The organism is Fulvivirga sediminis (genome assembly GCF_016757215.1).
GTDB classification, from domain to species: Bacteria; Bacteroidota; Bacteroidia; order Cytophagales; family Cyclobacteriaceae; genus Fulvivirga; species Fulvivirga sediminis.
In genome coordinates, this window is record NZ_JAESIY010000001.1 from 607788 (window position 1) to 631522 (window position 23735).

The window sequence follows — 23735 nt, forward strand, 5'->3', positions numbered from 1 at the left end:
TCCGGCCTCTGGTAATGACCGTACCTAATTCATTGTTTCCTATAGTAATAACCCGCCCGGGGCGATTCCGTCACTATAAAATAAAAAATAATAATATTTGTTAGTGATGGAAGCTTCCTACTATTTCATTACAATGAAGCTCCCTTCTATTTGCTAACAATAAGTTTTTGTCCTGGTTTAATATCATTTGATTTTAGCTGATTTATTTGTTTAAGTTCAGCTAAAGTAAGGTTATTAAACCTTCTGGAGATATCCCAGAGGGTATCACCTGGTTGCACTACATAAAATTTTGAGCCATCAGCGTTGGTGCTTACTACCGAAGTGCGGTGAGAAGAAGCTGGAGCTGCATGCCCTGAACTTTGCCAAATGGCTAACCTCTGACCGATGCGAATATTATTGTTGTGCAGGTTGTTCCATTTTTTGATGTCACTAACTCTTACATTATACCTTTGAGCTATTTTACCTAGCACATCTCCATACCTTACTTTGTATACCAACTTATCTCTACCATAAGTACTACCTACAGTGTTTTTGGCCAGGTACTCTAATTCTTTTTTACCAACTTTTGAGGCTGAGTCAAGTATGGCGGTCATGCTGTTCATATAGTCGGCCTTGATGTCAGCAGGAACTTTGAACGGGTAGTTATTTGCATTTTCTGGTATAACATTTCGTTTTAGTCCTGGATTTAGCTTTTGGATATCATCTAAGCATAGATTAACCTGATTCGCAAATGTTTGAAAGTGTAAATAGTTAGATACATTTAATGTGTCAGATTCTATTTGATACTCTAGGTTATCTTCTAAAAAGTTATGCTCATGAGCGTAGCTCATAATATAATCAATAGCTATAAATTGGGGAAGATAAGCTCTGGTTTCTCTATGGAGGTAAGGGTATATTTCCCAAAACGTTTCTTTATATCCAGATCTTCTAATGGCTTTACGTACATTTCCTGGTCCTGTGTTATAAGCGGCAATAGCTAATTCCCAATCGTCAAACATATTGTATAGCTGTTTCAGGTATCTGCATGCTGCTTCTGTAGATTTGTCAGGATCCATTCGATCATCCATATACCAGTCCTGATGTAAGCCAAAGTGTCTCCCTGTAAATGACATGAACTGCCATAGGCCCACTGCCTGAGCTCTAGAAACGGCCGTAGGGTTAAGACCAGATTCTACTACGGATAAGTATTTTAGCTCTTCAGGCATATTATACTTCTTCAAATACTTTTCAAAAAGAGGGAAGTAGAGGTTTTTTCTTTTGAGTATCATACGTGTATACTCACGATCTTTCACTGCAAAGTAGTTTACAAAAGCATGAACTCTTTCATTATAGTGTAACGGAATCTTATTTTGTATACATGATAACCGATCTTTGATGACATCAAAATCTACTTCTCCGGGAATGAATTCGTATTCTGATTCGGGGAAATAGTAATCATCAAGTGAATCAGCCTCGAATATAGCTAGATCAATAGAGGAGTTGTCCTCTTTATCAGGAGTTCGCGATACACTTATGGTTCTATCAAAAATGGAAGCATCGAAAACTGATGGGTCATATTGAGCATATGAAACAGACGATGCACAAAAAAATAATAATAGTGCCGTGAAATTACTTCTCAATTGAGATTGATTAAATAGTTTGAAAATGCTAGTATTTTTTCTTCTTGAAAGTCATCAGATACTATCTGAAGACCTATTGGTAATCCACCGTTATCTTTTCCATTAGGAATGGAAATAGTAGGTAGTCCGCTTACTGATGACTGAACGGTAAATAAGTCAGCCAAGTACATTTCTAAGGGATCTTCGCTATGTTCCCCTAACTTAAATGCAGTAGTAGGGGAGGTAGGTAACACTATAAAGTCATATTTAGATAAGATTTTTTTTGTCTCATCTCTTATCATTCTTCTTACTTTTTGCGCTTTAGTGTAATAAGCGTCATAATAGCTAGCACTAAGAACAAAAGTTCCAAGCATGATCCTCGTTTTTACTTCATGACCAAAGCCTTCACTTCTGCTTTTTTTATACATAGATTCCAGATCGTGGGTATGAGGGCTTCTAAACCCGTACTTTACGCCATCATATCGAGATAGGTTGGAGCTAGCTTCAGCAGTGGTGAGGATGTAGTAGGTAGCCAGTAGATAATCTAAAAGAGGGAAGTCTACAGCATCAACTTGGTGGCCATTGCTCTTCAGTTTTTCAATTGCTTCTACTGTTTTAGCTTTAACTTCTTCATTAATGCCTTCAGCTTCCATGGTTTCTCTGATATAAGCTATTTTATATTCAGAGTCTGGAGTGAGATTTTGAGAATAATGAGGTACTGGCTTTTGAGATACAGTACTGTCATAATCATCTTTTCCAGCTATCACTTCTAACGTAGCAGCTATGCTGTCTACATTTTTAGCTAGAAGGCCTATGCAGTCAAAAGAGGAGGCATAGGCCATAAGCCCATGCCTTGAAATTCTTGAATAAGTAGGTTTAAGACCTATTACACCACAAAAAGCTGCTGGTTGCCTTACAGATCCTCCTGTGTCAGAGCCTAAAGCCACAAGACACATATCTGCCTGAACAGATACTGCCGCTCCCCCGGATGAGCCACCCGGTACGCGTTCATTATCAATGGCATTTAATACGGGGCCAAAAGCAGAATTTTCATTGGAAGATCCCATGGCAAATTCATCGCAATTGGTTCTGCCTATAATGATAGCATCTGCATCTATAAGCCTTTGTACAGCGGTACCGTTAAACTGAGATTGGAAACCTTCCAGGATCTTGCTGGACGCCTGCAGGCCGTGATCTAGATGGCAGAGAACATCTTTGATAGATACTACTAAGCCAGCTAAAGGGCCTGCAGTACCTTCTTTTATTTTTACATCTACTTTTTTGGCTGTTTCTTGAGCTTCTTCAGTGTATACTTCTAAAAAGGCATTAAGATACTTATGATCTTCAATGTTTTTTAGATAATACTCTACCAGCTCACAGCACGTAATTTTTCCTGATTTTAAATCTTCTCGTATAAGATTTAAAGATGTGTATGGTTCCAAAGGGTTGTTTTGAGCTTTTTGATTGAATAGATCAGTTGAAACGAAAATGAATTACCTTACATTTTCCTTAGGGATATCTCTAGGCTTTTCTTCTTCTCTCCTTCTATATTCTTCATCTCTTCTTCGGTATTCTTCATCCCTTCTAGATGAGTCATCAATGTCTCTTTTGATCTCATTGGTAGCATCTTTAAATTCTCTTATTCCACGCCCAAGACCACGAGCTAATTCAGGTATTTTCTTAGCACCGAAAAATATTAATACTACCAGGATTATAACTACCCATTCCCAGCCTCCAGGCATAAATGCTAACATGCTATTCATTTCCGTATTTATTTAAATTAAATGTTTTTTTCTGCTTTTTTATTCACCGATATACAATAAATCAGTGTGCCTTAGTTTTTTGACTATTCAAAATCAGGCCTCTCACAAAGATATACATAAATATTCCATGTGAAAAAACGTTTGTTTGTTATAAAAGATATTTAATAAGTAAAAAGTTCGTTTTTTATTTTCTGGTTAGCCATTGTTGTGGATCTGTGGCCTGAGAGTTTTTCCATATTTCGAAACGTAGTTCTGAAACGCCATCTTTATTGGTAAGTATGGTGCCGATCTCTTGTCCGGTAGAAATTTCTTGCCCTTTTTTCACAAATACATCTTTAAGGCCAGCGTAAACTGTGAAATATCCTCCGTGGGTTACGATTACGGTATTTCCTATTAAGGGAACAAAAGCAACGGTTTTTACTTCGCCTGTAAATACAGTTTTTACTTTTTCATTTTCTTTAGTTTGTATGTAAATACCGGTATTGTTAAGAACTATGCTTTTTAACACGGGATGGTTTTGCCTGCCAAATTTCTGAGAAACGAAGCCAGATACAGGCCAGGGTAGTTTAGATTTATTATCAGCAAACTGGTTGGCTAGTTTAAGGCTAGCTTCAGAATCTTTCTTTTCTGCTACTTTAGCCTTAGCCATTTCTTCTTTTATAATATCATTGATGATTTTGTCTAGCCTAGCTACAGCATCTCTTCTTTCTGTAAGATCATCTTTTAACTTGTTTTCTTGGCGCTGAAGATTTTTAACCAGTTGGTTTTGGTTTTGCTTCAGGTTAGAAAGGCTCTTATTTTCCTCTAGCTGCTCAGCTAAAAGATCATTCTTTTCGGTCATTTTACTTTTAATAACTGTAACCTGAGCCCCTAGCGTTTCCTGAACTTTAACTATTTCTTCTGCTTGGTTTTTTCTTGCGTCACTGTATTGTTCCATATACTTTAAGCGCATGAGTAGCTGGTTAAATGACTTAGCCGAAAAAATAAAAGTAAGTTTGTTAAAACCCTGATTAGCCTTATGTGCAGCATACACCATGGCTGCATATTCTTCTTTTAACTTTTTTAGATCTTGCTCAAGAGAAGAAATAATCTGATTGTTCTCTTCTATTTCTTCAGTGAGTAAGGTAATTTCTTTTCTGATAGATCCGATGAGATCTTCTTGGGTTTTGATCCTTTGGTTAAGCGCATTGAGCTGACCTAGCGTATTTTGCTTTTTACCTGTGGTTTCTTTCAGGATCTTTTCAGCTTCTTCTATTTTTTTCAGGTTCTCCTGTTTTTCTTTTTGTAACTGGGCTTTAGATTTTTGCCCGAAAGAAGGATAAATCCCGCAAAATAAGATGAATACGAAAATTAGACTCAGGTTTTTACTTGCGCTCATACTTTTTTGGAATGCTAAAAGGAAACTTGAGTTCTTTGTCTTCAATTTCTGCTTTGCTGTATTCAAATTCTATGACAGTTTTTAAGCTGCCTTTTTTTGTTGAATATAGAATTGACACTAATGCTGAATAAGGAAACGCGTGTTTTTCTAGCATCTGAAAGTCGCTATATTTCATTTCAGCAGAGTTTTTTGATGCTTTTTCCTTCATTTGTATCTTTTCTATTTTCATGGTTTTAGGGTTAACATAGTTTTCTACAGCTATAGGCCCTAATTTTTGTTTGAGTAAATAGAAATCTTCGTTTTTTTCTACATCGTCATTTTTGCTTCGAGGCACTATTAAATTACCCAGAACGATGGCTTGAATCGTGGCATAATTAATCTCAAAATTAAATTGCTTACTTAAAGAGTCATAGTTAAAGACAGAATATTCTTTTTTCATCATATTCATGAGAGTGATCGAGTCCTGATTGATGAGGCATCGGGCTCCTTGTATGCCTACAGCAGAGAAAGAAATCCATATAACGCTATCTTTTCTTATACGAATATTAGCTTTGGCTTTTAGGTCGGTTTTCTCATCCTTATAGTCTATGCGAGCTTTGCCTGAGAAATACTCAAAATCAACTTGTTGAATGTCTAGCTTGTTGCGATCCAGAAAATTCCATTTTATACCGGTTGTTTTTTTGCTGCACGATGCAATGAGCAGTAGGCCTACGATCAGGATTAGAGGAAAGTATTTATTCATATAGTTTTCTGTCAGCAATCTTTTTATCTATTAGTTCAGATTTTGGATTCATTTCTTTGGCTTTTTGCCACTGTTTTACTGCGGCATCGATCTGCCCCAGTTTATAGAGTATATCTCCGTAATGCTCATGAAAAACAGCCGTAACTTCTCCCGTGTCTATTGCTTGTTCTATGATTTTTTTAGCCTCTTTGTATTTGCCATTGGTAAAAAGTACCCAGGCATAAGTGTCTAAATAGGTAGGATTGTTAGGGTTATTTTTTACGGTTTTTGCAGCCATTTTTTCGGCATCTTCTAGTCTATCTTTCCTTAAAGCAAGAAAATAGCTATAGTTGTTTAATATAGCATAATTTTCAGGGTCAAAATCTAGAGCCGCTTCGTAGGCTTTATCTGATTTGGCAAACTGCTCAGTGCCGTTATAGGCATCTCCGAGCATGGCATTGAAAGCACTTACTAATGATAGGTTGGAGCTCGAGAGACGTTTTCCTTGTTCTAATGCATAAACAGCCTCTTGGTAATTTTGCTTGCGCAGGTTAGCATATCCATTGAAGTAGTATAGTGAGCCTTGGTTGGGAAACAACTCTAAAGCTTGATTGGATAGCATAAGTACACTGTCTGTTTTATTTTGCTGACTATATATTTGTAATACATTTTGCCATACAGCGAAGTTGGATTGGTCTAGCTCTAAAGATTTTAAATACGCGTTTTTAGCCTTAGCTAATTCTCCTACTGTTTGCAGTATATCTGCATAAATAATGTGAGAATCCGCTATTTCTGGGTGAGCCTCTACTAATAATTCTGCTAGTTTTACTCCTGAGTGTTTCAATTCTTCTGGAGTCATAGTTACTCTGTACTCTGCCAGAATTTGGATTTTTTCTTCAATATCAAGAGAGGGGTCTTTAAAGGCTATTTCAATATTGTTAATAGCTCCTTCCATATCACCTTCTTTTCTGTCAAGTTCAGAAAGCACTAATCTGGACTTCATGCTGTTTTCAGGGTTTTCCTGTGAGAAATTTTCCAGTAGAGCTCGGGCTTCTTTGCTTTTGTTATTCGTCAGTAAAACCTCAGCCTGATTCAGTACAAATTCTTCTTCTTCAGGGTAGAGGTCTATAAGCTTTTGTCCTTCTAGTAGAGCTTGGTCAAAGTCGTTATTCTTCAGATAAATTTTTTGTTTTTGACCAATGACGTCTTCATTAGGACCATAGTGTTTTTCTATTCTATCATAAACTTCTACGGCTTTGTCATAATCTTGTTGATAAAGGTAAATAGCAGCCAGTTCAAACAAGTACTGATCAGTATTTTCTATTGAGGAGGTCATCTCTTCATAGGTAGCAGCGGCATTTTTGAAATCGCCTATCTGGGTATAGATTTCACCGGCCAGCACATAAAAATACTTGTTGCTGGGTTCACTTTCTAGCGCTTTTTTGATGTTTATAAGGGCCTTGTCCATTTCTTGACCAGCGGCATAGATTTGAGCCATTTTATAATGGACAGTGGCATTATCAGGTGCTATATCTAAGGATTTTTGAAAAAGCACCAGTGCTTTGGAGTAATCTTCAAGGATGAAATATTTTTCACCTTCAGTGAAGTAGTACTCTGCATCTTTAAGTTTTGATGCAGAGTTTTTACCTTTTTGCTTTTGAGCTATACTGTGGGCTGGGGCCATTAAAATTATAATAGCACAAAAAATAATTTGTATGATAAAGTTCTTTTTGCTCCAGCCCATAGAGAATATTATTGAAAACTATTGTAATCTCCTATACTAAAATCATCCGATTTGCCTTCAAAAGTAACGAAATTTCCTAAAATCGAGTTTTTGAAGTTGGCATTATTTATTTTAGTATTAGTTTGAATGATAGAGTTCTGCACAATAGAACTCTTAATAATGGTGTTTGCTCCTATAGAAGTATATGGTCCTATTACCGAATTTTCTATCTCTACATTATCACCAATGTATACTGGAGGAATTATTACACAATTCTTTTGTTTAAAACTTTCAGATACCAGATTTTGATCTTTTAGGTATTCCAGATACCTCATATTGGTGAAAACTGTAGCGTTTTTATTACCACAGTCTAGCCATTCTGTAACCTGACCAGGTACAAACTTAGTTCCTTTCTTTTTCATGTTTTCTAAGGCTACAGTAAGTTGATACTCACCTTTGGCGTCATGAATTTTATTATCTACCAGATATTGTAGTTCATTATGTAGGGTTTCACCACTCTTGAAGAAGTAGATGCCTATAATGGCTAGGTCTGATACAAAGGTCTGTGGTTTCTCTATAAAATCAGTGATGACGCCGCTATCGTCAAGCTTTACCACTCCAAAATCAGAGGGGTCTTCTACTTTTTGTACCCAAATGATACCATCTTTAGAAGTGTCTAGTTTAAAATCAGCTTTAAACAAAGTGTCGGCAAAAGCAACAATTACATTTCCTTCCAGCAGCTCTTTAGCGCATAGTACTGCATGCGCGGTTCCAAACTTATCATCCTGGTAACATATGATTCCTTCGGCTCCTACCGTCTCCGCTATTTTTAGTAAATCTTCTTCTACCTGGGGGCCGAAATCACGATCTATTATAAATCCTATTTTGTCTAGTTTATCATTTCCCACCTTAGCAATATCTTCTACTAAGCGCTGTACGATGGGTTTTCCTGCAATAGGCATTAAAGGTTTAGGAACAGTAAGTGTATGAGGACGCAGCCTTGTTCCGCGGCCTGCCATCGGTATAATTATGTTCATGGGTTTGCGTTTATTTTTCTTTCTTAACTAAAATAAAGGTTAATTTCTAACCAGTTTGGGCTTTTCTACCAAGTAAATGAATACCACTATTGACAAAGATATTGCCAATTTTACAATGCTATCTAGCCAAAAGTTCTCCAGTTTAAATAATTGTGTGCCTGAGGCTATAATGCAGGATATTATTATATAGACTGAGAGTATTTTGAAATTGTAAGGTATAGGGTATTTTTTATTACCTATCTTATAGCAGATTATGGTCATGCAAAGATAGCATAATACGGATGTAATGGCACTGCCTGTGTAACCAATAATGGGAATAAGTAAGATATTTCCTACTATAGTAATAGCAGCTCCGAACAGGCTAAAGTAAGTGCCATACATTGTTTGGTCGGTCAGTTTGAACCATATGCTTAGGTTCATATAAATTCCATAGAATAACTTGCCTAAGAGAAGTATAGGTACTAGGTATAGAGCACTTCTATATGCTGAACTTCTAAGGAATACGAACCCAATAAGTTCTACGTTAATACTTACCATTAAGAAAATAAGCAGGCTTAACAATACAAAATAGTGCATGATTTTAGCGAATAGCTCGGGTGCTTTTTTGTCTTTAGCATTGCTAAAAAAGAAAGGCTCACCAGCATACCTAAATGCTTGAATGGCCAACATCATGAATATGCTTAGTTTGAATGTTTGGCCATATATGCCCACTGCAGCTGTGCTGGTTATACCATCATAAAAATTGACAGGCAAGAATTTTTCTATTAGTATTTTGTCAAGTTGTTCGTTGAGCATCCCTGCTAAGCCAGTAAGCAGTATGGGGGAGGCATAAATAAGTATAGGTTTTAGTTTTTTCTTGTTAAAGGTTAGTTTGACTTTTAGTAGCCATTTGCCTAAGATGGCTAGGAGCAAAATATTGGCAATCAGATTGGCTAAGAATATATAACCAATGCCCAGATCTGGCTTATAAACGGATTCTAGCCATCCAGATCCTTCCCAGCCTTTGCTTATGATTAAAGGAATGAGGTATAGAAATAAAATTTGTAGGCCTACATTGATGATAATGTTTATTATCCGGGCAGAGGCAAATAGCTTAGCTTTATTTTCAAGCCTAATTCTAGCAAAAGGAATAGCCAATAGGCCGTCAATCCATAAAATTATGGCTAACCACGTAACTAAATTGGAGGCTGTAGGGTAGCCTGCCCAAGTAGCTAATGAGTCAGAGAAAATAATGATCAATATAGATAGCGCCGTGCTACAAAGGACTACAAATGACGCTGTAGCATTATAGGTTTCTTCCTTATTGTCTTTAGTGGCAAACCTGAAAAAGGCTGTTTCCATTCCAAAAGTATAGAGAACAAGAAAGATAGCGGTATAAGCATATAGGCCGGTTACAACTCCTAAATCATCAGGGTTAGGAAATAAGTCAGTATGTATAGGTACAAGCGCATAGTTTAGGAGCCTCCCTAAAATACTACTAATGCCGTAGATAGCGGTTTGGCTCGCTAAGCTCTTTATTTTACTCATAAAGAAAAAACTCTACTCGCCTTTAAACTCAGGCTTTCTTTTTTCTATAAAGGCCATGGTTCCTTCTTGAAAATCTTTGGTTTTAGTGCAGTTAGAGAAGCTGTTAGCCTCTGTTTGGTATCCATTTTCTTCTGCATAAAATGCATTAACACAATTGATAGCCATGCCTACTGCAAGTGGTGCTTTTGATACAATTTTAGACATGATCTTTTTACTTAGTTCCATGAGCTCGTCTTGAGTCTCTACTACATGGTTCACAAGGCCAATGTTTTTAGCTTCATTAGCGCTGATCATATCTCCGGTAGCTATAAGCTCAAGGGCCTTGCCTTTGCCTACAAGTTGAGTAAGTCTCTGTGTTCCCCCATATCCAGGAATAATACCTAGCGTAACTTCTGGTTGTCCAAATTTGGCGTTTTCAGAAGCTATTCTTATATGACAAGCCATGGCAAGTTCACAGCCACCACCTAAGGCAAAGCCATTAACGGCTGCTATAACTGGTTTTTCGCATTGCTCTATCAAAGAAAATATTTCTTGACCATTTTCTGCGAATTTTCTGGCGTTTAGTTCATTGAGTTCAGCGATTTCTTTTATATCAGCTCCTGCAACGAAAGACTTTTCGCCAGCACCTGTTATAATTATTCCTCTTATCTCTTTATTGTCATACGCCTCTTGTATTGCTGTCCTTAGTTCGTCTAAAGTCTCTGTATTTAAAGCATTTAGGCTTTCTGGTCTTGAAATGGTAATTATCAAAATGCCATTTTCAATGGCTTCAGTAAGGTTCTGATATAAGCTCATAGCACTGCTTGAATGTTTGACCCAAATATACGAGAGAATGAGGAAAGGAAAAACTGATCATTTTTCATGTAATAAATAACATAAAATAAAATATTTATTTACTTAACCATCTGATTTGAGATGTCCATTTCTTGTTGTTTTGTTGGAAATATCCAATATTATTGACTTTGATTACTTATTGTGCTTTCTATTTTACTATTATAGTTAAAATAACTATTTAAATTACATAGGTTACTTTTATGTGGTAATATGCATAAAATAATATAACATTTAGGATTATGAAAGCGATTTTAGGATTTGTGTTGTTGATAACTGCCTTTAATTATGCGAAGGCACAAGAGGTTTCGAGAGATAATTATACCGGTTCATGGTCTTCTAACGGCTCTTGGGTAGATGGTTCAGCCCCAGAAACAGCGAATTTGCCCGTTACCGCCAGAAACTTTCAGATTAACGGATACATTAGTGTTGGTACTGCGCCTGCCCCAACTCCAGGGTCAGTTACAGCTTTGAGTTTTCAATCGAACAGAGATGCTTATGATTTTAGGGTTTCTGACACTTTAGTAGTATACGGAGATGTTGTTTTTACTAATAAATCAATGAATCTTGTGATTGATCCAGGAGCGGTGATGATTGTATTAGGTAATCTTACTATGGCCAATAAAATAGAGTTGGCATCATCAGGTAGCTTGGTGGTAAGTGGTGATTTTTATAAATCAGGTTCTGCAAGTCAAGGTGATTATACAGGGACAGGAAATGTGTACGCGGGCAGTTATTCAGGTGTTGCAGGAGATTTTGTGCCAGATTCTTCTGAGAAGGATGTAGCAAACGACTTAAGAAACGACTTTCCTGATATTTATGATTTTGTGCAAAATAATGGGAGTGCACCTCTTCCTATCAGTTTACTTTCTTTTAACTATGAGTTAGTTGATCAAAACGTCAGTTTGGAGTGGAAGACAGCTTCTGAGGAAAATAATGATTACTTTACCCTTCAGAGGTCATCTGACGGAAAGGTTTTTGAAAACATCGCAAAAATAGCGGGTAATGGAACGACCAATGAAGAGCAAAGCTATTCTTATTTAGATGCCAACCCAATTTATGGAACTTCTTACTACCGTCTGTTGCAAACGGACTATGACGGAACTGAGCACAATGTAGCCATCCAGGCAGTATTTAATAGTAGTGTGAAGTCTTTTGCTATATTTCCTTCACCTGCAGCAGAGGGTCAGGATATAAAAATATATACCGGAGCCGATCACTCTGAGGCACTGAATGTAGCGGTATATTCAGGAGCTGGCCAGCTGCTGTATGCTCAAGAGAGTCATGCAGAAGCTGGTTACACAGTACTTAACTCCGGATTGAGAAGTGGATTATATGTAATTAAATTAACTTCAGGTTCTCTTACTAAAACAGGAAGATTAATTGTTGAGTAGTTCTTTAAGACCTTTTAAAATTGACAGCGTCATTTTTGGAAGGTCGTATTCATGTTGCCAGTTCCAGTCTTTCCTTGCTTCGGAGTCATCAATAGAATTGGGCCAAGAGCTGGCAATTTTTTGCCTGAAATCAGGTTGATAGCTAATTTTAAAATCAGGAAGTGATTTCTTAATTTCATTGGCTATTTCTTCAGGAGAAAAGCTCATTGCTGAAATGTTATAGCTCGATCTTACTTTTACATCTGCCGAATTGGCTTGCATAAGGTTAATAGTGGCCTTGATAGCATCATTGATATACATCATAGGCAGATAAGCGTCAGATTCTAAAAAGCTTTCGTATTTATTTTCTTCAAGAGCTTTGTAAAATATGTCTACAGCATAGTCGGTAGTGCCACCTCCAGGTTTTACTTTATAGCCGATCAGGCCAGGATATCTAAGACTTCTAACATCTACTCCAAATTTATTATGGAAGTACTCACACCACCTTTCGCCGGCTAATTTGCTTATACCATATACGGTGGTGGGGCTCATTATTGTATTTTGAGGAGTGTCGTCTTTTGGAGTGTCTGGGCCAAAAACAGCAATAGAACTAGGCCAATATATTTTATCAAGCTTTTTGTCTCTTGCTAGTTCTAAAATATTGAGTAGACTGGTCATGTTGAGATCCCAGGCAAATTTCGGGTCATTTTCTCCCTTCGCGGAGAGTATGGCCGCCAGGTGATAGATTTGAGTTATTTGATGCTCATCGATGGCATTTTCAATATCACTTTTATGCATAGCGTTAAGTATAATGCATGGGCCACTTAAAAGATCTCCATCTGCAGGCCTTACATCTGATGCTATAACATTATCATTTCCATATAATTCTCTAAGGGCTAAGGTTAATTCAGATCCTAATTGTCCGCAGGCGCCTGTTACAAGAATTTTATCCATCACTTTTATCTAATTTTTTTTGTGGTGCGAAATTACCAAAAAACCTTTAAAGCAAATGATCCTTATGAGCAAACCTTATCTATGTCATAAATTTATATATTTGCCTTAATGAGCTTCGAAGAATATTTATATAAAAAGAAGATCAATCATGATCAGTTTAAAGAGCAGGATATAGCTCTTTGGACTAATCTTAAGGGGATCTTTGAGCAGGTTCATCCAGATAGTTTTACATCTCAAAAGAAGTTTCTTTTGAATCCTTTGAGGAGGAAGTTTCCTGTTACTGAAGAGGTAGAAGAGGTGAAGGCTGAAAGAAAGGTGCCTGTAAGCATCAAAACTACTACCGATGCAGAGCCTGAAGAACCTGCTAGGCCAAAGGTAGGTAAACCAAAAATGGCTAAGCCAAAAATAGGAGCAAACACGAGTGGAGATAAAGGAGCATCAAAGCCCGTAATGAAGCCAAAAATGGCTAAACCTAACATTTCTCAGGACGAGGGAGTTGATAAGGTGAAGTCAAAACCTAAAATGGTGCGACCAAAGATTACTAAATCTAAGGCTTCCGAAAATGAAAGCTCGAAAGGTAATAAAAAAGCGAAGCCTATTATTAAGCCAAAAATAAAAAGAGAGGTTGAGGCTGAAGGTCAGGATAATGAGTTAGGAGAAAAGTCGAAACCGGTTAAGCCTAAAATGGTAAGGCCCAAAATTCCTAAAAAAACGAACGAAGAAGATGGTGCTAAAAAGGAATTACCAGAGAAGAAGCTAAAGCCGGTAATAAAACCGAAGATCCAGAAGCCTGTTATTAAAAAGAAAGATGAAAATTCTTTGCCAGCGGATACAGTTGAAGATGAAAAACCAAAGGCAAAACCAAGACCTGTAATTAAGAAAAGACCAAAAACAGAATAATAATCTATGTACGATACACTGAAGTTAAAATTAGAAAAGGAATTAGCTTCTATAAAAGAGGCCGGATTATATAAAAAAGAGAGAGTAATAACTACCCCTCAAGGAGCTGATATAAAAACTACTGAAGGTAAAGAAGTTATTAATTTTTGTGCTAATAATTATTTAGGGCTTTCTTCTCATCCGGAGGTATTAAAAGCGGCTAAAGCTACCATTGATACTCATGGTTTTGGAATGTCTTCAGTACGATTTATTTGTGGTACGCAAGATATCCATAAAGAGTTGGAGGAGAAAATCTCCGAATTTTTAGGTATGGAGGATACTATACTTTATGCTGCAGCTTTTGATGCTAATGGCGGAGTTTTTGAGCCATTATTAGGTCCTGAAGACGCTATTATTTCTGATGCATTAAATCATGCATCTATTATCGATGGTGTTAGACTGTGTAAAGCCATGCGCTACAGGTATAACCATAATGATATGGCTGACTTAGAAGCTAAACTAAAAGAGGCAGATGAGGCAGGAGCTAAAGAAAAAATAATAGTAACAGACGGTGTGTTTTCCATGGATGGAACCATTGCTCAATTAGATAAAATCTGCGACTTAGCAGAGAAATATGGAGCATTAGTGATGTCTGACGAGTGTCATTCTACTGGCTTTATGGGCAAAACGGGTAGAGGTGTACATGAGTATAGAGATGTTATGGGGAGGATAGATATCATCACAGGCACTTTAGGAAAAGCACTTGGAGGTGCTTCAGGTGGCTTTACATCTGCCAGAAAAGAAATAGTAGAGCTATTAAGACAAAGATCAAGGCCTTACTTGTTTTCTAATACGTTAGCTCCTTCTATTACAGGTGCATCGATTAAGGTGATAGACATGCTAAGTGAGACCACAGACCTTAGGGATAAGTTGGAGTGGAACACTCAGTACTTTAGAAAGGCTATGACTGAAGCAGGATTCGATATAAAGTCGGGCGAGCATCCTATAGTTCCCATCATGCTGTATGAAGCTCCTTTGGCTCAACAGTTCGCTGAAAAGTTACTAGAGAAAGGCATCTATGTAATAGGCTTCTTTTATCCCGTAGTGCCTAAGGGGCAAGCAAGGATAAGGGTGCAAATTTCAGCAGCTCATGATCAGGCTCATTTAGATAAAGCCATAAAGGCGTTTACTGAAGTAGGTAAAGAGCTTGAAGTGATAAAATAAAATTTTGATTGAGAAGGTCGCCAAATTGAGGCGGCCTTTTTAATTAAATGCCAGCTTTTGCTTCTCCCTTTATTTTAGAGGCTTCTTTTTCAACTGCATCTTCTTCTTTTGCTTCTTTCTCTTTTGCCTTTTTCACTTCATCAGAATGAAGGTAATCATTTACTTTTTTTCTAAGCTCTTGGGGAGATAGGTTGTGTGTGAGCTTACCGTTTCTTGCTAAAGAAAACTGCCCTGTTTCTTCAGACACAATAAGTACAATAGTGTCAGTGACTTCAGACATGCCTAATGCTGCTCGGTGTCTTAGACCAAACTGAGCAGGTAAACTATCGCTCTCCGACACGGGAAGTACACATCTTGCAGCTTTAATTTTTCCTTTAAAAACAATTACAGCACCGTCGTGCAGCGGGCTATATTTATTGAAAATAGATAAAAGAAGCCTTTTTGATAGTTGAGCATCTATGATATCTCCTGACTCAGCATAGAATTTAAGCTCAGAATCTTTTGATATTACTATTAACGCCCCTGTATTTGATCCGCCCAGTGTTTTTGAAGCTTCTATTATAGGCGTGATGTTGTAAGTTTCTTTAGCGGCTCTTTTTTTCCATATGAAAAGGTTGTTCCAAAAGTCACCTTTGTTGAAATCGGTGGTTTTTCCTACAAGTAGTAAGAACTTTCTGATTTCGGGTTGAAATAGGATGATGGCGGCTAGTACACCTACTCCCATAAATTGTCCTAGAATGAGCCCCAGCAATTCCATTTGCAAGGCACGGACGATCAGATATAAAAGATAAAGAGATAGTACACCGAGGAAAATTTTCACTGCCACGCTTCCGCGCATAAGTTTGTAAACCTGGTATAGTAGTACACTTACCAGCATAATATCGAAGATGTCAACCCAGCTTACTTCTAAAAAACCTATGCTAAAAAGTAATATCAATTTATTTAGTTATATGTCAAATTAAAAAGTTTTACCGCCTCCACAGCTTCTTTTACGTCATGAACCCTAAGGATTTTAGCGCCGTTCATCAGGGCCATCGTGTTTAAAACCGTAGTTCCGTTCAGTGCTTCTGAAGGCTCAATGTTCAGCTCTTTGTAAATCATCGATTTACGAGATATACCTACTAACAAAGGTAGGCCTAAAGAATCAAAATAGTGTAAATTTTTTAGTAATACATAATTTTGATGCACAGTTTTTGCAAAACCAAATCCAGGATCTAGTATTATATCTTTAACGCCTTTTTCATGCAGATTGCTCAAACTTTTTTGAAAAAAATCAATGATGTCTAAAAGAAGATCATCATAGTCCGTTTCTTTTTGCATAGACTGTGGGGTGCCTTTCATGTGCATGAGTATATATGGCACTTGGAGCTGGGCTACTGTGTCAAACATTTTATCATCTAATGTTCCGCCAGAAATGTCATTGATGATGTCTGCGCCTGCATTTACCGCAGCTTCTGCTACAGCAGCTCTAAAGGTATCTACTGAAATAATACTTTCTGGGAATTCCGATTTAATATTTTTAATGGTTGGCGTTATGCGTTTAATCTCTTCTTCTGTAGAAATATCAATAGCATCAGGGCGTGAGGAATAACCTCCAACATCAATCATGTCAGCACCATTTTTAAGTAATTGACTAGCCTTTTTTAAAGCCTCTTTTTCATTGTTATGCTGGCCTCCATCAAAGAAAGAATCTGGTGTTAGGTTTAGAATTCCCATAACCACAGGCTTGGTCAGGCTAAGCAGATTTCCGCCAATGTTAAGCGTACTTTTATTTGAAAAAACTGTATCTTTCCCCACTTTTGAAATAAAATAATAATTTAAAAACAAGCATTACCGGTGATAGATAAAACCGTTAGCGAATATAGGCAGGTTATAGAGCAGTGTAAAGAACTTTTCGAAAAGAAAACAAAAGATTATGGCACTGCATGGAGGATTTTGAGATTGCCTTCTATTACAGACCAAATTTACATTAAGGCTCAGCGTATCCGTTCTGTACAGGAAAAGAGAGGCATGCAGAAGGTGGGTGAAGATATTACTTCTGAGTTTGTAGGCATTATTAATTATTGCATAATGGCCGTTATACAGATGGAGTTGAAGGATAATGATGCTCTGGAAATTCCTTACGAGCAGTTGGAGCCGGTGTATGATCGAGTGGGTGAGGAGACTTTAGATTTGCTAAAGAATAAAAATCATGATTATGGTGAAGCTTGGAGAGAGATGAGAGTAAGTTCAATTACTGATATTATTCTAATGAAGCTACTCAGGGTAAAACAAATTGAAGATAATCAAGGTAAAACTTTGGTTTCAGAAGGAGTAAAGGCCAATTATCAGGATATGATTAATTATTCTGTTTTTTCATTGATAAAGCTGAACTACATTAAAAATGATTAGAAAAGCAATTGACATTTTTTCGAGGGTTTTCGTTGGAGCATTATTTATATTTTCTGGCTTAATAAAGCTCAATGACCCTGTTGGTACTAAGATTAAGTTAGAAGAATACTTCGATGTTTTTTCAACTGATTTCGGATCTATATTTGAAATATTTATTCCTGCAGCATTAGTCATTGGTTTGATTATGATAGTGCTTGAGGTGGTGCTGGGTGTAGCAGTGTTGTTGAATTATAAAATGAAAATTACCACCTGGGTGCTGCTCGGACTTATGGTGTTCTTCACTTTTCTTACCTTCTATTCAGCTTATTTTAATAAAGTAACGGATTGTGGGTGCTTTGGTGATGCTATTCCTTTAGATCCATGGCAGTCTTTTTGGAAAGATGTTATACTTATGGTTTTTGTACTGCATCTTTTCTGGTATAGGAAAACGTATCGTCAGGCGTTACCTGCTAAGGCTGGAAATATCATAGTAGGAGGAGTTACCGTGCTTAGTTTTATAATTGGTATTTATGCTATTCAGCATTTGCCTTATATTGATTTCAGGCCTTATAAAATAGGAGATAGTTTACCAAAGAATATGATCGCCGCAGAATCTCCTATAATAGAATATACTTTTAAGGATAAGGAAGGAGAAGAAGTGAAGTCTCAAAAATACCTAATGCCAGATGATGGGTATGAGTATGTTTCTTCTGAAGTGATTAATGAAAAAGAGTCTACACCAAAAATTACAGATTATCAGGCTGTAAGTGTTGATGGCGAAGACTATACAGAAGAGAGCTTTAAGGGGTATAAATTGGTGTTGATTTTTTATGATACAAAAAAGGCCAATAAAGATCATATGGAAGAGATAGTTGCTTTGGTTAATAACCTGAAAGCAGGTGTAGAGCCAATTGTTTTGACTTCTGCCAACCCTGAAAATTTTGAGACTTTCAGGCATGAATATCAGTTGGCGGCCCCATTCTACTTAACTGATGCTACTGTGCTTAAAGCAATGATAAGAGCTAATCCAGGTGTGATGATGCTTCATGATGGTGTGGTTTTAGGAAAGTGGCACTATAACGATGTGCCTGAAGCCAATGAGGTGAATGGCCTTGTTCAATAGAAAAATAGTACTCATAGGTATGCCCGGTAGTGGAAAAACCACTGTAGGTAGGCAGCTTGCTCAGGAGATGAATCTCGCCTTTATTGATATGGACGAGGAAATTGTAAAAAGAGAAGGTAGGAGTATAGCTGAAATCTTTTCTGCAGATGGCGAAGATTACTTCAGGGAGGTTGAGAATAAAGTACTTCAGGCTATTTTAGGCGGCTCGGAGCATTGTATTGTAGCTACAGGAGGCGGTGCCCCTTGTTTCTTTGATAGTATGGAAGTAATTAATAAAAATGGCATAAGTGTTTTTATAGATGAAACAGTAGAAGAGTTAGTTGTCAGAATGGGAAGGGGGGAAGTAAGTAAAAGGCCCAAGCTCTATTCAGAAAAACAAAATGTTAATGAGCTTTTAGAAGAGCTGTTCCAGAAAAGAAAACCCTTTTATAACCAAGCCGGTTTGAGATGGAGTTCTGAAGAAGGCTTGCAGCGCTTGATAGAAAAAATAAAAAAGGCTGATTAGATATCTAATCAGCCTTTTTTAAGGACTAGTCATGAATGTTTTTTAAAAGAAGAATCCTACTGAGATAGTAGCTGCAGTTCTGTTGTTATCCACTGCCGCTTGAGATGCTCCGGGATAAGGCGATATTTGAAATTCATTATTTAAGATTCTGCTTAAAGCAAGATCTACAAAGTAATCTTTAGTTCTTATCCCTGCTCCAATCGAAGCTTTACTAATGCTTTCATCTATGTGATTATCTGCAACGGGATCTCCAAAGTAAGAATACCCACCCCTAACTCTGAAAGTATTAAACCTTAATTCTATACCAGCGCGATAATTGTAGGTGGCCTCAAGTCTATCTACTTCGCTGTTGCTGTCTTGGAAACTAATGCCATCGCTTCCTCCTGATAAGTTTGCTCCAGCATAGTTAACTCTTTCAATATCACCAGTAATAAAACCTCTTTTGCCTAAAAAGTAAGTAAGGCCTCCCGATAATTTCGAAGGAGTTCGGAGGTTATAATTGGCATCATATACAAAAGTGTGATATGAGTATTCAGGTCGTATAGAAGTGGCGCCTGTGTATGATGCTGATAGTGTTGTCTCTTGGGTTTGATCTAAGCTGTAGAGGCTTGGTGTTGTATAGGTAGCTCCTAATAACAAAGAGTTAACAGGTCTGCCAATAACTCCTATGATGGCATTTATACCAATACCATTTTGTGTGAATTTATCAGTTAATGTTAACTGTCTTAAGGTAGTTTGGGTAGGTTGCTCAATGTACTCACGTTCAACCTCTCTGTTTACAGAAAGGATACCTAAGCCTCCTCCGAAATAAAGTCTATCATTATAATTGCCACCATAAGCTAGAGATATTTGGTAAATACCACCTCTAGATTTGATGCTTTCCTGTTGTCTGGTTTTAAAGCCTTTTTCGGGATAGGCAGGGATGTAATTTCCATTGTCATCTACCCGTAAATTACCATTTCCGTCTGTAGCATAAATATCTCTGTCAATTATATCTCCATCAGGAGTTTCAAATTTGTCAATTAAATATGTTTTATAAGCTAACTCAGCAAGATCATTATTAAAACCTATACCTGATTCAGAGTCTGGATAAGAATTGAGTACCGAATACTCTATAAAATCACGAGGAGAATTAGGATCTAGTGCTAGGCTCCCATCAGCGTCGGTCTCATTAAAGGAATAACCTTCATAAGTGAATTGCTGCTGAAAATCAGCAATCCTATTCAAACTTATCCCAAATGAGCCGCCTCTCCATTTACTCTGTACAAGATCTCCTTTAGATCTATTAAATACTACCCCCATATTAGCAAAATTAAGATTTAGCCTAGAATCTTCTGTAGATGTTCCTAAGTAGGATGATGTGGTATTCATTACATTTATCGTAGGGCTAAATGAGTATTCAGAACGATTAAAAAAACCAAGCCCTGCCGGGTTAGATGAAGCTGAACTAATATCTCCTCCAAGAGAAGTTTGTGCTCCTCCTAGTCCTTGCATTCTTGCACTACCTCCGGCATATGTTCTGCTCATCATTAATGCAGTACCTGCATGATTACCGGCATCATAATACCCTATGCTCAAAGGTGTAGTTATATCCTGTGCTTTTGCTATAAAAACAAGGCAAAGCTGTGCCATGCTTATAAGAATAAGCTTTTTCGTGATTTTCATAATTTAAAACTAAATTTCCGTCTGTTATTCTTAGTTACCTCTTGAACGACTGCCGCCAGAACTTGATCTGCTTCTGCTTGCTCCTGAGCTGCTACTTCTGCTGCTAGGAGAATAGCTTCTAGAACTTCCAGAGCTTCTTGATCTTGAAGGTGCACTATAACTGTTATTGCTTCTGCTTCCCGAAGATCTGTTATAACTAGGGCTAGAAGATGAACCTCTAGATCTGCTAGGTGCACTATAACTACGATTACTATTCGATCTACTAGGGCTATTGTAGCTTCCGTTAGAAGATGAACTTCTAGATCTGCTAGGAGCACTGTAGCTACCATTTGATGATCTGCTAGAAGAATTCGAATAGTTTCCTCTACTTCTTGAAGGGCTGCTAGAGGTATTATAGTTAGATGAAGATCTCGATCTAGCTGTATATGATGTCCTTGAGCCATTAGAAGAACGGTCGTTGCTAGATGAGCTTACAGACTGTCTTGATCTTCTGTAATATCTATTTTGAGTATTACTATAATCTCTACTTCTAGAAGCGGTTCTTCCATTTGACACTGAAGTTGACCTGCCATTGCCTGAAGAAGTTCTACTTCTGCTGTTAGTGGTGGCTACTCTGCTTCTTGATGGGCCGGTGCCTCTTCTATAAGTTCTGTGGCTTCTAGATTCATTGTTGTTATTAATTATAACTACATTTCTGTAAGGGTATCCGTAATATCCACCATAGTAGCCTCCATAATATCTGTCATAGTAAGAAGGGTATCCGTAAAAAGGATCATAATAGCCTCCATAAGAACCCCAGCCATAGCCTACTGAAACTCCTGAATGCCAGCCTCCACCCCAGCCCCAGGTGTTGCCGAATCCTAAAGAAACATTCCAGCCAGACCTGTATGGTCTATACATAGATCCATATCTGCCATAGCCATAATACGGCCTGTAAAAAGGATCAAATGCTGTTCCTTGATAGTAGAAAGGATCATTGTAATAAACGTCAGAATAGCTATTGTAAAAATTTACGTTGCCAAATCTATCTCTTACCGGAATCTGGTTGTTGTAATTGTTATTGCTATACGAAGTATTAGAGTAGTTTGGATTACTGTTATTGTTGTTGTTATAATCCTCATCATAATATTCATCTTCAGCATAGTCGCTATTGCTATTATAATCTTCCTGAGATTTGGATTGGTAGCGAGCGATGTACTCTGGATTAACGTTTTTAGCAGAATAACTTGACGTAGGATCTGAAGAAAAGTCCTCTACCTCTTTGATATCTTGAACTACTTTATCCTCAGCTTTCACTTTTTTCACCTTCACCCTGTCGTCAGAGTTAAAGTACAAGTCATCATATTCTTTATTCTGAGCGAATAGCGCTGGTATAGATAGCAGCGATAAGCCCATTACTACAGAAATTTTTTTAAGGTATGTATTCATGGCTGTCCTCGTTTTGTATATAAACATAATCCTTTATACGACAATTCCAAAAAACAGATATATGTTAAGCGCAGAATATCTGTATATTTGTTGCGCAATTGGATTTTTAATCTAAATTACATCAAATTTTATACCAAAAATTATTATGGCGAAGGGACTTCCAAAAAGAAGTGAGGACTATTCTAAATGGTACAACGAATTAGTAAAAAAGGCTGACCTGGCAGAGCATTCGGCGGTTAAGGGTTGTATGATCATAAAACCATATGGATATAGCATATGGGAGAAAATGCAGGCAGCGCTTGACAAAATGTTTAAAGACACAGGTCATAGTAATGCTTATTTTCCATTGTTTGTGCCCAAAAGTTATTTAAGTAAAGAGGCAGATCACGTAGAGGGCTTTGCTAAAGAGTGTGCCGTTGTGACGCATTATCGATTGAAAAATGCAGAAGATGGTAGTGGAGTAATAGTAGACCCGGATGCGAAATTGGAGGAGGAGTTGATAGTAAGACCCACTTCAGAGACAGTAATTTGGAGTACTTATAAAAACTGGATTCAGTCATACCGAGATTTGCCTATTTTGGTTAACCAATGGGCTAATGTGGTAAGGTGGGAGATGAGAACCAGGCTTTTTCTAAGAACAGCGGAGTTTTTATGGCAAGAAGGTCATACTGCTCATGCTACCAGAAGAGAAGCTGAGGCCGAGACTGTTCAAATGCTAAATATATACGCCACTTTTGCGGAAGAGTTTATGGCTATGCCAGTGGTTAAAGGTGTGAAAACTGAAAGTGAGAAATTTCCGGGAGCTATTGATACTTACTGTATTGAGGCTCTAATGCAGGATGGTAAAGCTCTTCAGGCAGGTACTTCTCACTTTTTAGGACAGAATTTCGCCAAGGCCTTTGATGTGAAATTTGCAGACAAGGAAGGTAAGCTGGAGCATGTATGGGGTACTTCATGGGGTGTGAGCACCAGGTTAATGGGGGCTTTGATAATGGCACATTCTGATGATGAAGGATTAGTATTGCCTCCTAAATTAGCGCCGATACAAGTGGTGATAGTGCCTATTTTTAAAACAGAAGAGCAGCTAGAAAGTATCAGAGAAGTTGCTGATGGTTTTAAACATGAGCTGTTAAAACTTGGTGTAAGTGTGAAGTTTGATGATAGAGATACTAACTCACCAGGTTGGAAATTTGCAGAGTATGAGATGAAGGGGGTACCTGTAAGAATAGCTATAGGACCTAGAGATATTGAAAACGGTACTGTAGAAATAGCCAGAAGAGATACTAAGGAGAAGAAAGTAGTGTCTAAAGATGAGGCAGTTCAGTATATCACAGATTTAATGGAAGATATTCAGAGAAATATCTATGCTAAAGCTATGGACTTTAGAGCCGAGTTGACTACAGACGTGTCTTCTTATGAAGAGTTTAAGGAAGTACTTGATGGAAAAGGTGGTTTTGTATCTGCACACTGGGATGGTACTGCTGAAACCGAAGAGAAGATAAAAGAAGAGACCAAGGCAACTATCAGGTGTATACCTATGGATGCTGAGGAGGAAGATGGAGTATGTATTTACTCAGGAAAACCTTCTAAGAGAAAGGTATTATTTGCTAGAGCTTATTAATTTAATCCTAATGAT

At 37.5% G+C, this 23735-nt stretch carries 21 protein-coding genes; 7 read left to right on the forward strand and 14 right to left on the reverse strand.

Annotation, left to right across the window (positions count from 1 at the left end):
- Window positions 1-146: 146 nt before the first annotated feature.
- The 9 genes from JL102_RS02710 to JL102_RS02750 all read right to left on the reverse strand — a co-directional run bounded on the left by JL102_RS02710 (window position 147) and on the right by JL102_RS02750 (window position 10542).
- A complete protein-coding gene (locus JL102_RS02710) occupies window positions 147-1619 on the reverse strand; it encodes a lytic transglycosylase domain-containing protein (RefSeq protein ID WP_237390316.1) in 1473 nt (490 codons plus the stop codon).
- Window positions 1616-3040, reverse strand: coding sequence for an Asp-tRNA(Asn)/Glu-tRNA(Gln) amidotransferase subunit GatA (gene gatA, locus JL102_RS02715; RefSeq protein WP_202242133.1), 1425 nt, complete (start codon window positions 3038-3040; stop codon window positions 1616-1618). The genes JL102_RS02710 and gatA overlap by 4 nt, the downstream gene beginning before the upstream one ends.
- Before the next feature lie 51 nt (window positions 3041-3091).
- Complete coding sequence (locus JL102_RS02720; RefSeq protein ID WP_202242135.1) at window positions 3092-3361, reverse strand: Sec-independent protein translocase subunit TatA/TatB; 270 nt, start codon at window positions 3359-3361, stop codon at window positions 3092-3094.
- A gap of 184 nt (window positions 3362-3545) precedes the next feature.
- The gene (locus JL102_RS02725) at window positions 3546-4739 is read right to left on the reverse strand and encodes a murein hydrolase activator EnvC family protein (RefSeq protein ID WP_202242137.1); all 1194 of its coding nucleotides are present in this window, start codon (window positions 4737-4739) and stop codon (window positions 3546-3548) included.
- A complete protein-coding gene (locus JL102_RS02730; protein WP_202242139.1) occupies window positions 4726-5481 on the reverse strand; it encodes a DUF4292 domain-containing protein in 756 nt (251 codons plus the stop codon). Before JL102_RS02730 ends, JL102_RS02725 begins: the two co-directional genes overlap by 14 nt.
- Window positions 5474-7144 carry a tetratricopeptide repeat protein gene (locus JL102_RS02735; RefSeq protein ID WP_202242141.1) on the reverse strand — a complete coding sequence of 557 codons (1671 nt, stop codon included), beginning with the start codon at window positions 7142-7144 and terminating at the stop codon, window positions 5474-5476. The genes JL102_RS02730 and JL102_RS02735 overlap by 8 nt, the downstream gene beginning before the upstream one ends.
- A 68-nt stretch (window positions 7145-7212) precedes the next feature.
- Window positions 7213-8220, reverse strand: coding sequence for a sugar phosphate nucleotidyltransferase (locus tag JL102_RS02740; RefSeq protein ID WP_202242143.1), 1008 nt, complete (start codon window positions 8218-8220; stop codon window positions 7213-7215).
- Between the two features lie 39 nt (window positions 8221-8259).
- Window positions 8260-9747 carry a lipopolysaccharide biosynthesis protein gene (locus tag JL102_RS02745; RefSeq protein ID WP_202242145.1) on the reverse strand — a complete coding sequence of 496 codons (1488 nt, stop codon included), beginning with the start codon at window positions 9745-9747 and terminating at the stop codon, window positions 8260-8262.
- 12 nt (window positions 9748-9759) lie between these two features.
- The gene (locus JL102_RS02750; protein ID WP_202242147.1) at window positions 9760-10542 is read right to left on the reverse strand and encodes an enoyl-CoA hydratase/isomerase family protein; all 783 of its coding nucleotides are present in this window, start codon (window positions 10540-10542) and stop codon (window positions 9760-9762) included.
- 278 nt (window positions 10543-10820) lie between these two features.
- Here JL102_RS02750 and JL102_RS02755 point away from each other — a divergent pair, with 278 nt between their 5' ends.
- Window positions 10821-11972: a T9SS type A sorting domain-containing protein gene (locus tag JL102_RS02755; protein WP_202242149.1), complete on the forward strand. Its 1152-nt coding sequence runs from the start codon at window positions 10821-10823 to the stop codon at window positions 11970-11972.
- Here the strand turns inward: JL102_RS02755 and JL102_RS02760 are convergent.
- Window positions 11958-12905 (reverse strand): NAD-dependent epimerase/dehydratase family protein, encoded by a 948-nt coding sequence (locus JL102_RS02760; RefSeq protein WP_202242151.1) that lies wholly within the window; start codon window positions 12903-12905, stop codon window positions 11958-11960. The two genes, JL102_RS02755 and JL102_RS02760, sit on opposite strands and share 15 nt — an antisense overlap.
- A gap of 108 nt (window positions 12906-13013) precedes the next feature.
- Between JL102_RS02760 and JL102_RS02765 the strand changes: the two genes are divergently transcribed.
- Window positions 13014-13805: a hypothetical protein gene (locus tag JL102_RS02765; RefSeq protein WP_202242153.1), complete on the forward strand. Its 792-nt coding sequence runs from the start codon at window positions 13014-13016 to the stop codon at window positions 13803-13805.
- Window positions 13806-13811: 6 nt separating this feature from the next.
- On the forward strand, window positions 13812-15008 hold the full coding sequence (kbl, locus tag JL102_RS02770) for a glycine C-acetyltransferase (protein WP_202242155.1): 1197 nt from the start codon (window positions 13812-13814) through the stop codon (window positions 15006-15008).
- A 43-nt stretch (window positions 15009-15051) separates the two neighbouring features.
- Here the strand turns inward: kbl and cdaA are convergent, their stop codons facing one another.
- Both cdaA and folP read right to left on the reverse strand, forming a co-directional pair.
- Window positions 15052-15945, reverse strand: a complete 894-nt coding sequence (gene cdaA / locus JL102_RS02775; protein WP_202242157.1) for a diadenylate cyclase CdaA — start codon at window positions 15943-15945, stop codon at window positions 15052-15054.
- Window positions 15946-15950: 5 nt separating this feature from the next.
- Complete coding sequence (folP, locus tag JL102_RS02780; protein ID WP_317191604.1) at window positions 15951-16805, reverse strand: dihydropteroate synthase; 855 nt, start codon at window positions 16803-16805, stop codon at window positions 15951-15953.
- 39 nt (window positions 16806-16844) lie between these two features.
- Here folP and JL102_RS02785 point away from each other — a divergent pair, with 39 nt between their 5' ends.
- Genes JL102_RS02785 through JL102_RS02795 form a run of 3 tightly spaced genes read left to right on the forward strand, consistent with a single transcriptional unit; the run spans window position 16845 to window position 19006 of the window.
- Window positions 16845-17399 (forward strand): DUF1599 domain-containing protein, encoded by a 555-nt coding sequence (locus JL102_RS02785; protein WP_202242159.1) that lies wholly within the window; start codon window positions 16845-16847, stop codon window positions 17397-17399.
- Window positions 17392-18501, forward strand: a complete 1110-nt coding sequence (locus JL102_RS02790; RefSeq protein WP_237390318.1) for a BT_3928 family protein — start codon at window positions 17392-17394, stop codon at window positions 18499-18501. The genes JL102_RS02785 and JL102_RS02790 overlap by 8 nt, the downstream gene beginning before the upstream one ends.
- Entirely contained in the window at window positions 18485-19006 is a 522-nt protein-coding gene (locus JL102_RS02795) for a shikimate kinase (RefSeq protein ID WP_202242161.1), read from the forward strand. The genes JL102_RS02790 and JL102_RS02795 overlap by 17 nt, the downstream gene beginning before the upstream one ends.
- 42 nt (window positions 19007-19048) lie before the next feature.
- Here the strand turns inward: JL102_RS02795 and JL102_RS02800 are convergent, their stop codons facing one another.
- Both JL102_RS02800 and JL102_RS02805 read right to left on the reverse strand, forming a co-directional pair.
- Complete coding sequence (locus tag JL102_RS02800) at window positions 19049-20671, reverse strand: OmpP1/FadL family transporter (RefSeq protein ID WP_202242163.1); 1623 nt, start codon at window positions 20669-20671, stop codon at window positions 19049-19051.
- 30 nt (window positions 20672-20701) lie between these two features.
- Window positions 20702-22099 (reverse strand): hypothetical protein, encoded by a 1398-nt coding sequence (locus JL102_RS02805; protein ID WP_202242165.1) that lies wholly within the window; start codon window positions 22097-22099, stop codon window positions 20702-20704.
- A gap of 145 nt (window positions 22100-22244) precedes the next feature.
- On the opposite strand from JL102_RS02805, the gene proS reads away from it, so the two are divergent.
- Window positions 22245-23720, forward strand: a complete 1476-nt coding sequence (gene proS / locus JL102_RS02810; protein WP_202242167.1) for a proline--tRNA ligase — start codon at window positions 22245-22247, stop codon at window positions 23718-23720.
- The last annotated feature ends 15 nt before the right edge of the window (window positions 23721-23735 follow it).

Bases quoted from the DNA above. Each gene is read 5' to 3' on its own strand.
- proS (WP_202242167.1), top strand. From the start codon at position 22,245: ATGGCGAAGGGACTTCCAAAAAGAAGTGAGGACTATTCTAAATGGTAC.
- JL102_RS02795 (WP_202242161.1), top strand. From the start codon at position 18,485: ATGGCCTTGTTCAATAGAAAAATAGTACTCATAGGTATGCCCGGTAGT.
- kbl (WP_202242155.1), top strand. From the start codon at position 13,812: ATGTACGATACACTGAAGTTAAAATTAGAAAAGGAATTAGCTTCTATA.
- JL102_RS02750 (WP_202242147.1), bottom strand. From the start codon at position 10,542: ATGAGCTTATATCAGAACCTTACTGAAGCCATTGAAAATGGCATTTTG.
- JL102_RS02765 (WP_202242153.1), top strand. From the start codon at position 13,014: ATGAGCTTCGAAGAATATTTATATAAAAAGAAGATCAATCATGATCAG.
- JL102_RS02735 (WP_202242141.1), bottom strand. From the start codon at position 7,144: ATGGCCCCAGCCCACAGTATAGCTCAAAAGCAAAAAGGTAAAAACTCT.
- JL102_RS02805 (WP_202242165.1), bottom strand. From the start codon at position 22,099: ATGAATACATACCTTAAAAAAATTTCTGTAGTAATGGGCTTATCGCTG.
- JL102_RS02800 (WP_202242163.1), bottom strand. From the start codon at position 20,671: ATGAAAATCACGAAAAAGCTTATTCTTATAAGCATGGCACAGCTTTGC.
- JL102_RS02760 (WP_202242151.1), bottom strand. From the start codon at position 12,905: ATGGATAAAATTCTTGTAACAGGCGCCTGCGGACAATTAGGATCTGAA.
- JL102_RS02790 (WP_237390318.1), top strand. From the start codon at position 17,392: ATGATTAGAAAAGCAATTGACATTTTTTCGAGGGTTTTCGTTGGAGCA.
- JL102_RS02720 (WP_202242135.1), bottom strand. From the start codon at position 3,361: ATGAATAGCATGTTAGCATTTATGCCTGGAGGCTGGGAATGGGTAGTT.
- JL102_RS02745 (WP_202242145.1), bottom strand. From the start codon at position 9,747: ATGAGTAAAATAAAGAGCTTAGCGAGCCAAACCGCTATCTACGGCATT.
- JL102_RS02730 (WP_202242139.1), bottom strand. From the start codon at position 5,481: ATGAATAAATACTTTCCTCTAATCCTGATCGTAGGCCTACTGCTCATT.
- JL102_RS02740 (WP_202242143.1), bottom strand. From the start codon at position 8,220: ATGAACATAATTATACCGATGGCAGGCCGCGGAACAAGGCTGCGTCCT.
- JL102_RS02755 (WP_202242149.1), top strand. From the start codon at position 10,821: ATGAAAGCGATTTTAGGATTTGTGTTGTTGATAACTGCCTTTAATTAT.
- JL102_RS02725 (WP_202242137.1), bottom strand. From the start codon at position 4,739: ATGAGCGCAAGTAAAAACCTGAGTCTAATTTTCGTATTCATCTTATTT.